The sequence below is a fragment of the Burkholderia sp. E168m23 genome (assembly GCF_016586125.1).
Taxonomy (GTDB): Bacteria; Pseudomonadota; Gammaproteobacteria; order Burkholderiales; family Burkholderiaceae; genus Burkholderia; species Burkholderia orbicola.
Genome location: NZ_BCPP01000276.1, coordinates 1 through 7,372 on the forward strand (window position 1 = coordinate 1; position 7,372 = coordinate 7,372).

Below are 7,372 nucleotides of genomic sequence, written 5' to 3' on the forward strand. Positions count from 1 at the left end.
GTTCATGCACCTGCTGCGCAATGCGATCGACCACGGGATCGAGTCATCCGACGCGCGGCGCGCGGCCGGCAAGCCGGCATCCGGCACGATCGACATCGCGGTCGGCGTGGGCGGCGGCGAACTGTGGTTCGTGCTCGCCGACGACGGCCGCGGCCTCGCGCTCGACCGGATTCGCGGCATCGCGCGCGAGCGCGGCTGGATCGATGCCGCAAGCGAAGCGGCGTTGTCCGACGAGGACGTCGCCGAGCTGATCTTCCGGCCGGGCTTCTCGACCGCGCAGACGGTGACCGAAGTATCGGGGCGCGGCGTCGGCATGGACGCGGTGCGCAATTTCCTGAAGCGCGACGGCGGCGATATCGCGCTGCGCTTCACCGACGATCGCGTCGGTGCCCCGTATCGCGCGTTCGAGACGATCGTGTCGCTGCCCGCGCGCTTCGCGGCGGACGGCGCCGCGCCCGGCACGGGGCACGCGCAACGCACACGCGTCGCGGATATCGACGCAGCGGAGTGACGGCGTGATCGTGCAGGCGTGGATGACTCAGATGGCCGCCGCGCTGGCGGGCGGCGTGATCGTCGCGATGGCGGCGGCGATCGTGTTTCGTGCGATGCGCCAACGGCTCGTCGCGACGCTGGCGCGCGAGGCCGACGCGTTGCACGACGCGCTCGACGCAGCCGCCGCACGCGCAGATGACGCGGCGTCCGCGCATGCGGAAGCGGCCGACGCATGGGCGCAACGCGAGGCGCAGCTCGGGGAGGCGCTGACGCGCGAGACCTCGACCAACGGCGCGCAGCGCGACGCGTTGCAGGCGCTGTCGGCCGACCGCGCGGCGCTCGCGCAGCATGCGATGAAGATCGCCGACGAAGCCGCGCGCCTGCGCGGGCTGGCCGCCACGTTCGAGCGCTGGCACGAACAGATGATCTCGCTGACCACGCAGAACCAGGACATGCGCGCGAAGAACCAGGAACTGTCGGCGATCGTCGCGCACGTGTCGATCGTGTCGCTGAACGCGTCGATCGAGGCGGCGCGCGCGGGCGCGGCCGGGCGCGGTTTCTCGATCGTCGCGAGCGAGGTGCGCGGGCTGGCCGCGCGCTCGCAGCAATTGTCGAACAGCTATCGCGACAGCCTGAACCGCAACGATCTCGTGACGGCCGCGACGTTCCAGGACATCCAGGCCGGCGGCAAGATGATCACGGCCGCGCTCGCGACCGTCGAGACGCTGGCCGGGCAACTGCATGCGCGGATCGAAGGAGAGGCCGCGTGATCAGCGCGCAGGCGAGGGCGGGTTTCGAGCGGATCTTCTTCGATGCCGCGCGCACGCGGCTCGCCGCCGGCGGCGCGTGCGACATCCGGCCGGCCGCCGGTCACGACCCCGACGCGCCCGATCGGGGGCACGCGAAGCCGCGATCGAAGCCGAAGGTGCCCGAGTATGTGGTCGTGCTGACGATCTCGGCGCTGCATTTCCGCCTGCTGCTCGCGCTGCGTTTCAGCGACGACGACGCGACGCGCCGCCATTTCGCCGGCGCGACGGCGGGCACGAACAGCCAGCGGCCGCTGACCGACGCGTTCATGGAAGTCGCGAACCTGTGTTGCGGCGCGATCAACCAGGCATTGACCACGCCGTTTCCCGATCTCGGGATGTCGACGCCTTACCTGCTGAGCGGCGCGAGCGTCGACTACCTGCATGCGCTCGCACCCGATTACGTGGCCGCGTACGACCTGACGCTCGACGGCGACGTGCGGGTCGGCGCGACGCTGTGCGTGTGCGCGAACGCGCCGGTCGATTTCCACGTGCCGGAAACGGCCGCGGTGGACACCGGCGGCGAGCTCGAACTGTTCTGACCGACCATCAGGAATCGATGAGATGACCGAAGACCAACCCGTCAGCAAGGTGCTCGTGCTCGATGACAGCCGCGTGCACGCCGATGCGATCAAGCGTTTCTGCGACGCCCACAACCTGGTCGGCCTGACCGTGCGGCGCAGCCGGCTGCTGAAGGTGCTGCGCTCGAACATCGACCTCGGCGCGATCCTGCTGGCCGAGGATTACGGCGGCTCGCCAGTCGAGAGCGCGATCATCGCGACGCAGATCGACGCGCTGCGCCCGGAACTGCCGATCATCCTGCGCCGCGAATCGCTGGCGTCGCGCGACGGGCTGCCCGATGTACTCGCGCGGGTCGCGTGCGCGGCCTACGTCGCCGACGACATGACGCCGCTCGCGCGCGCGATCGACGAATACCTGTTCAGCCGCGACTACCCGAACGCGCTGGTGCGCGGCATCTCGGAGATCACCGAGGCGCGCATCGACAGCCTGTTCCCGGGGATGACGATCGAGCACGACACGCCGTGCATCGTGCGCGACCAGATCATCTTCGGCGAGGTGTTCAGCCTGATCGCGCTCGAAAGCGCATGGTGCCGCGGCTACATGCTGCTGCAGACGAGCGAGCAGCCGCTGCTCGACATGCTCGGCGGCACGCGCGACGGCGGCCGCGCGCCGGATTTCCGCGACGTGAACAGCGTGCTCGGCGAGCTGACCAACCTCGTGTGGGGCGCGTTCAAGAACCGCTATCTCGGCGACGCCGAGGCGCTGGCGCGCCATCCGGTGCAGGTGCCGCTCGTCGTCAATCACAAGCAGAAGTTCATCTCGTTCGGCGGCGACTGTCCGCAGCTCTGTTTCAAGTACCGGATGACCGATCCGGCATCGGGGCGTTCGGTCCGTCTCGACCAGCGTTTCGTGTTCAGCCTGAGCTGGTCGCCGGAGGATTTCCGCGAATCGGTGCAGGACGTCGGGCCGATGGTCGAGGCGGGCGAACTCGAACTGTTTTGAATGTTGAAGTCAGCAACGACGAAAGGGGAATACGACATGGCAAAGATTCTGGTGGTCGACGATTCGGGCACGGTGCGCGACGAAGTGGCAGGCTTCCTGCGCAATCACGGGCTCGACGTCGCGACGGCCGTCGACGGCAAGGACGGGCTCGCGAAGCTCAAGGCGACGCCCGGCGTGCGTCTCGTGATCAGCGACGTGAACATGCCGAACATGGACGGCCTGACGATGGTCGAGAAGATTCGCGGCGAACTGGCGAACACGGCGGTCAACGTCGTGATGCTGACGACCGAAAGCAGCCCGGCGATGAAGGAGCGTGGCAAGGCCGCCGGCGTGAAGGGCTGGATCGTGAAACCGTTCAAGGGCGACGCGGTGCTCGACGCGCTGAAGAAGCTCGCGGGCTGACGCGCGCGGCCGGCGAGCCGCTTGCGGACGCAATTTACAGCGTGCCGGGATGTCCGTATCCTGCCGGATGCCGAGGGCGGCGTGGCGGCGCATCGTGTGCCGCGCGCCCGGCATTGACGAACATCAGGAGCGGAACGAAGCAGATGGCATCCGAAATCGGGCGACCCGCTGCGCAGCACATCGAGTGGCGGATCGCGAAGGGCATCGTTTTTACCATCGTGGGCACGTGCATGCTGATCGGCGTCGCGCTGTATGCGCAGTCGACACGCGAATTCCTGCGAACGTCGGTCGTCGTGCCGGGGCGCGTGCTCAAGCTGAACGCGGGTCCGCATCATCCGGAGATCGCGTTCACGACGCTCGCGGGCGAGCACGTCGAATATGCGCAGGGCGGCGCCGTCAGCGTCGAGGACGGCGCGACGGTCGAAGTGCGCTATGCGCCGGACGCGCCGAGGACGACCGCGCGGATGAACACGTTCGGCGCGATCTGGGGCGATGTGCTGGCGTTCGGCGTGATGGGCGCGGTCTTTTTCGTCGGCGGGGTCGGTCAGTTGCGGTCGGGCGTTCGCATGTGGCGCAGCGGGCGCAAGCGGACGTGACCGCCCGCTGCGCGCTGAAACTTGTCGCACCCGGCAAGTAGAACATCATGGCGCTCACATGGCACGGCGGGCCGATCCGGTCGTCACGCACACGATTGCATGTGCGGCGTCGCAGTACGTTGCCTCGTTACTTCACAGGACATTCCAGCATGACAATTCGCTTGATGCCGTGGCTCATCGCGATCGGCGCCGCATTCGCGGGCTTCCCCGCGCACGCGGCCGGTACCGCGCATTCGCTCGACCAAGTGCCCGGGAAGCTCGGTTCGCCCGAAGCCCGTGCCGCGTATGCGCGCGACATGAGCGGCGCGGAAGCGGACGGTTTCGGCGTGCACCTGCCGCCCGGCTTCACGAAGGAGGGGCTGGCGGCGCAGCTTGCCCCGGGCCAGCCGCTTGCGCGTGTCGTGCTGGTCGGCGCGAAACCGTGGCCGCAACGCCCCGGGGCGTTCGTCGCGATCGTGTGCGTGGCACCGACCGACGAGATTGCGCGCGAGGTGCTGCGATTCCGTGCGCCCACCGATTGCGAAGGCTTCGAGAGCCGCGCCGAGGCCGATGACCGGAAGGAATTCGTCTGGCTGGGCGTGTTCGAACGCGGTACGGACGGCGTGCCGCGCCTCGTCGCGCGGACCGAACAGCCGCTCGAACAGGCGATCGACTGGAGCGACACGAATCTCGACAGTCCCGACTACATCGAGCAGACGAAGCAGTCGCGTGATGTCGCGTTACGGCCCGAGCGGTGGTCGCGGTTCGATCTCGCGCCGTATACGCTGCGGGCGGGCGATGCCGCGTTCGGGGTGCGGGCGGGCTGGTCGATCGGCTATGCGGGCGGTGGTGCGTCGTTCGAGGCGCTGTACCTGTTCCGGATCGACGGCAAGACGCTGCGCGTCGTGTTCGCGCAGCCGATGATGTTTTACCGGGATATTGCCGGCGATTGGCATCGCGACGGCACGCGCGATCACGACATCACGGAAGGCAGCAATGCGCTGAGCGTGCTGTCGACGTCGACGGATGGCTTCCACGACTTGCAGTTGCGAGAGCGCGGCGGCAAATGGCGCCGGACGTTTCGCTGGTCTGCTGCCGATGGCGAGTACCAGCCGCGCTGACGCACCGGCCCGTTAGCGGCCCGCCGCCGTCGCGAATTCGTCGACGACGGCTTCGATCACCGCCTGCACGCGTGCGGTCTTGTAGAGATCGGCATGCGCGACGAGCCACACGTCGAAATGATTGCACCGCTGCGGCATGAGCCGCACTAGATCCGGCTCGGTGTCGGCGCGGAAGCACGGCAGCTCCGCAATGCCGAGCCCGGCCAGTGCGGCTTCCACCAGCATCATCGTCGACGAGGTCTGGAACATCACGCGGCCGCGTGAAGTCGGTTCGCCGCACAGCGCGTCCCACATCGTCGGCACCACCGGTTGCTGATACATCACCAGATCGTGCCCGTCGAACGCGCTGCCCGCGACCGGTTCGCCCCGTTCGGCCAGATAGCGGCGTGACGCATAGATGCCCGTTTCGAGATGCCCGAGCCGCCTGACGATCAGGTCCGGCGATTCCGGCCGCAACGTGCGAATCGCGAGATCCGCTTCGCGGCGCGTGAGGTTGGTGATTTGCGCCGACGTCACGCACACGACGTCGATGCCGGCATGCCTGCGCCGCAAGTTGGCGATTGCGGGCACGACGAAACGCTTGCCGAGCGTGTCGGTCGTGGCGATGCGCACGGACCCGGCCAGTTGCTCGTCGAGCCCCATCACGCGGCGTTCGATCGTCAGCGATGCGCGTTCCATCGTTTCGGCCGGTTCGAGCAGCGCTTCGCCGGCGGTCGTCAGCACATAGAGGGATGGCGTGCGCAGAAACAGCCGGGCAGACAGTTCGTCCTCGAGCGCGGCGATCCGCCGCCCGACCGTTGCCTGATCGACGTTCAGCTGCGCCGCGGCGCCGCGCAGCGTGCCGGTGCGCGCCAGCGCGAGGAAGAAGCGGGCGTTGTCCCAGTTCATACGGATCGATTGTGTCATCGGGCAAGCGGCGGCGGACGGGAATCGGTGATGCAGATCTGCATCAGGCCAATGCGAAATTATCACTTTTCCGCATCGCGCGCCGGGTCCTAGACTCCGGGCATCTGCCTGGAGGTGTCATGTCCGATTGCCATTCCGTTTCCGTCCCCGTTTCCACCGTTCCGCTGGCCGCGCCGGGCCGCCCGACGGCGCGCGAGCAGCGCCTGACGCTGGCGCTCGTCGCGATCGGCATGTTCATGGCGGTGCTCGATTCGACGATCGTCAACGTGGCGCTGCCGGCAATGCGCACGAGCCTCGGCGCGACGGTCGCGGAACTCGCGTGGATCGTCGACGCGTATACGCTCAGCTTCGCCGCGCTGATCCTCGCGGGCGGCGCGCTGTCCGACCGGTTCGGCGCGAAGCGCGTGTATCTCGCCGGGCTGGCGCTGTTCGTCGGTGCATCGGCGGCGTGCGGCGTCGCGTCGTCGGTGGCGCTCCTGGTGGCCGCGCGTTTCGCGCAGGGCATGGGCGCCGCGCTGTTCTTGCCCGCGTCGCTCGCGATCGTGCGCAGCACCTTCGACGTGCCGGCCGAACGGGCGCGGGCGATCGCGGTGTGGGCCGGCATCGCGTCGGTCGCGGTCGCCGTGGGGCCGGTGCTTGGCGGGCTCCTCGTCGACGATTTCGGCTGGCGCAGCGCGTTCCTGATCAACGTGCCGACTGGTGCGGTCGCCTTTGCCGGCGCGGCGGCGCTGGTTCGGGCAGCGGCCGCGCGGGAGGTGCGCCAGTTCGACTGGGTCGGCCAGTGCGTCGGTGCGGCGGCGCTCGGCGCGCTGTGTTTCGCGGTGATCGAATTGCCCACGCGCGGCGCCGGCGCCACCGAGGTCCGGTGCGCGCTGCTGATCGCCGTGCTCGCGGCCGCCGTGCTGGTCGCCGTCGAGCGGCGTGCCCGTCATCCGATGGTGCCGCTCGCGTGGTTTCGCAATCGCGTGTTCGTCGCGATGAACCTGATGGGCAGTCTCGTCTATGTCGGCTACTTCGGGCTGCTGTTCGTGCTGAGCCTGTACCTGCACGGACGCTTCGGCATGAGCGCGCGGCAGATCGGGCTGACGTTGTTGCCGTTCGCGCTGAGCCTGTCGCTCGGCAATCTGCTGTCGGGAAAACTGCATGGCCGGGTTCGCCCCGTCACGCTGATGGCGAACGGCCTCGCGATGGCGGCGCTGGCCGTTCCGGCGATCGCGCTTGCGCTCGCGCTGCGTGCGCCGTGGCTAGTGGTCTGGATGGCCATGGCCGCATTCGGTACCGGCACCGCGCTGTCGGTGGCGCCGATGATCGCGACGGTGCTCGAACAGGTGCCTGCCGACGCGGCAGGTGTGGCATCCGGATTCCTCAACGCGGCGCGTCAGGCCGGCAGCCTGCTCGGCGTGGCCATCGCAGGCGCCGCGACGATCCTGTTGCCGGATCTGACCGATGCGCTGTGGGCGGTCGCGGCGCTCGGGGGCGTCGCCTACGCGATCGCCGCGCTGGCGGCGAGGGCGGCCGGCCGTGCGGAAGCCGCGCAACGGGGGCA

The 7,372-nt window shown here is 68.8% G+C and carries 9 protein-coding genes; 8 read left to right on the forward strand and 1 reads right to left on the reverse strand.

Annotated features, from left to right (window positions below):
• From JMF90_RS16010 to JMF90_RS16040, 7 genes are all read left to right on the forward strand, one after another.
• Positions 1-511 (forward strand): ATP-binding protein (locus JMF90_RS16010; RefSeq protein WP_236597987.1); only part of this gene is annotated, 511 nt, incomplete at its 5' end.
• 22 nt (positions 512-533) lie between these two features.
• Positions 534-1,262 (forward strand): methyl-accepting chemotaxis protein, encoded by a 729-nt coding sequence (locus tag JMF90_RS16015; RefSeq protein WP_011547994.1) that lies wholly within the window; start codon positions 534-536, stop codon positions 1,260-1,262.
• The gene (locus JMF90_RS16020; RefSeq protein ID WP_011547993.1) at positions 1,259-1,840 is read left to right on the forward strand and encodes a hypothetical protein; all 582 of its coding nucleotides are present in this window, start codon (positions 1,259-1,261) and stop codon (positions 1,838-1,840) included. Before JMF90_RS16015 ends, JMF90_RS16020 begins: the two co-directional genes overlap by 4 nt.
• Before the next feature lie 22 nt (positions 1,841-1,862).
• On the forward strand, positions 1,863-2,822 hold the full coding sequence (locus JMF90_RS16025) for a chemotaxis protein CheX (RefSeq protein ID WP_011547992.1): 960 nt from the start codon (positions 1,863-1,865) through the stop codon (positions 2,820-2,822).
• A 36-nt stretch (positions 2,823-2,858) separates the two neighbouring features.
• Complete coding sequence (locus JMF90_RS16030; protein ID WP_006486240.1) at positions 2,859-3,224, forward strand: response regulator; 366 nt, start codon at positions 2,859-2,861, stop codon at positions 3,222-3,224.
• Between the two features lie 143 nt (positions 3,225-3,367).
• Positions 3,368-3,820, forward strand: a complete 453-nt coding sequence (locus JMF90_RS16035; protein WP_011694701.1) for a DUF3592 domain-containing protein — start codon at positions 3,368-3,370, stop codon at positions 3,818-3,820.
• 149 nt (positions 3,821-3,969) lie between these two features.
• Positions 3,970-4,920 carry a hypothetical protein gene (locus JMF90_RS16040; RefSeq protein ID WP_011547990.1) on the forward strand — a complete coding sequence of 317 codons (951 nt, stop codon included), beginning with the start codon at positions 3,970-3,972 and terminating at the stop codon, positions 4,918-4,920.
• Positions 4,921-4,932: 12 nt separating this feature from the next.
• Here the strand turns inward: JMF90_RS16040 and JMF90_RS16045 are convergent, their stop codons facing one another.
• Positions 4,933-5,808: a LysR family transcriptional regulator gene (locus tag JMF90_RS16045; RefSeq protein WP_027808959.1), complete on the reverse strand. Its 876-nt coding sequence runs from the start codon at positions 5,806-5,808 to the stop codon at positions 4,933-4,935.
• A gap of 137 nt (positions 5,809-5,945) precedes the next feature.
• Here JMF90_RS16045 and JMF90_RS16050 point away from each other — a divergent pair.
• Positions 5,946-7,372, forward strand: a 1,427-nt coding sequence (locus JMF90_RS16050) for an MFS transporter (protein WP_201325221.1), incomplete at its 3' end; no start/stop codon positions are given.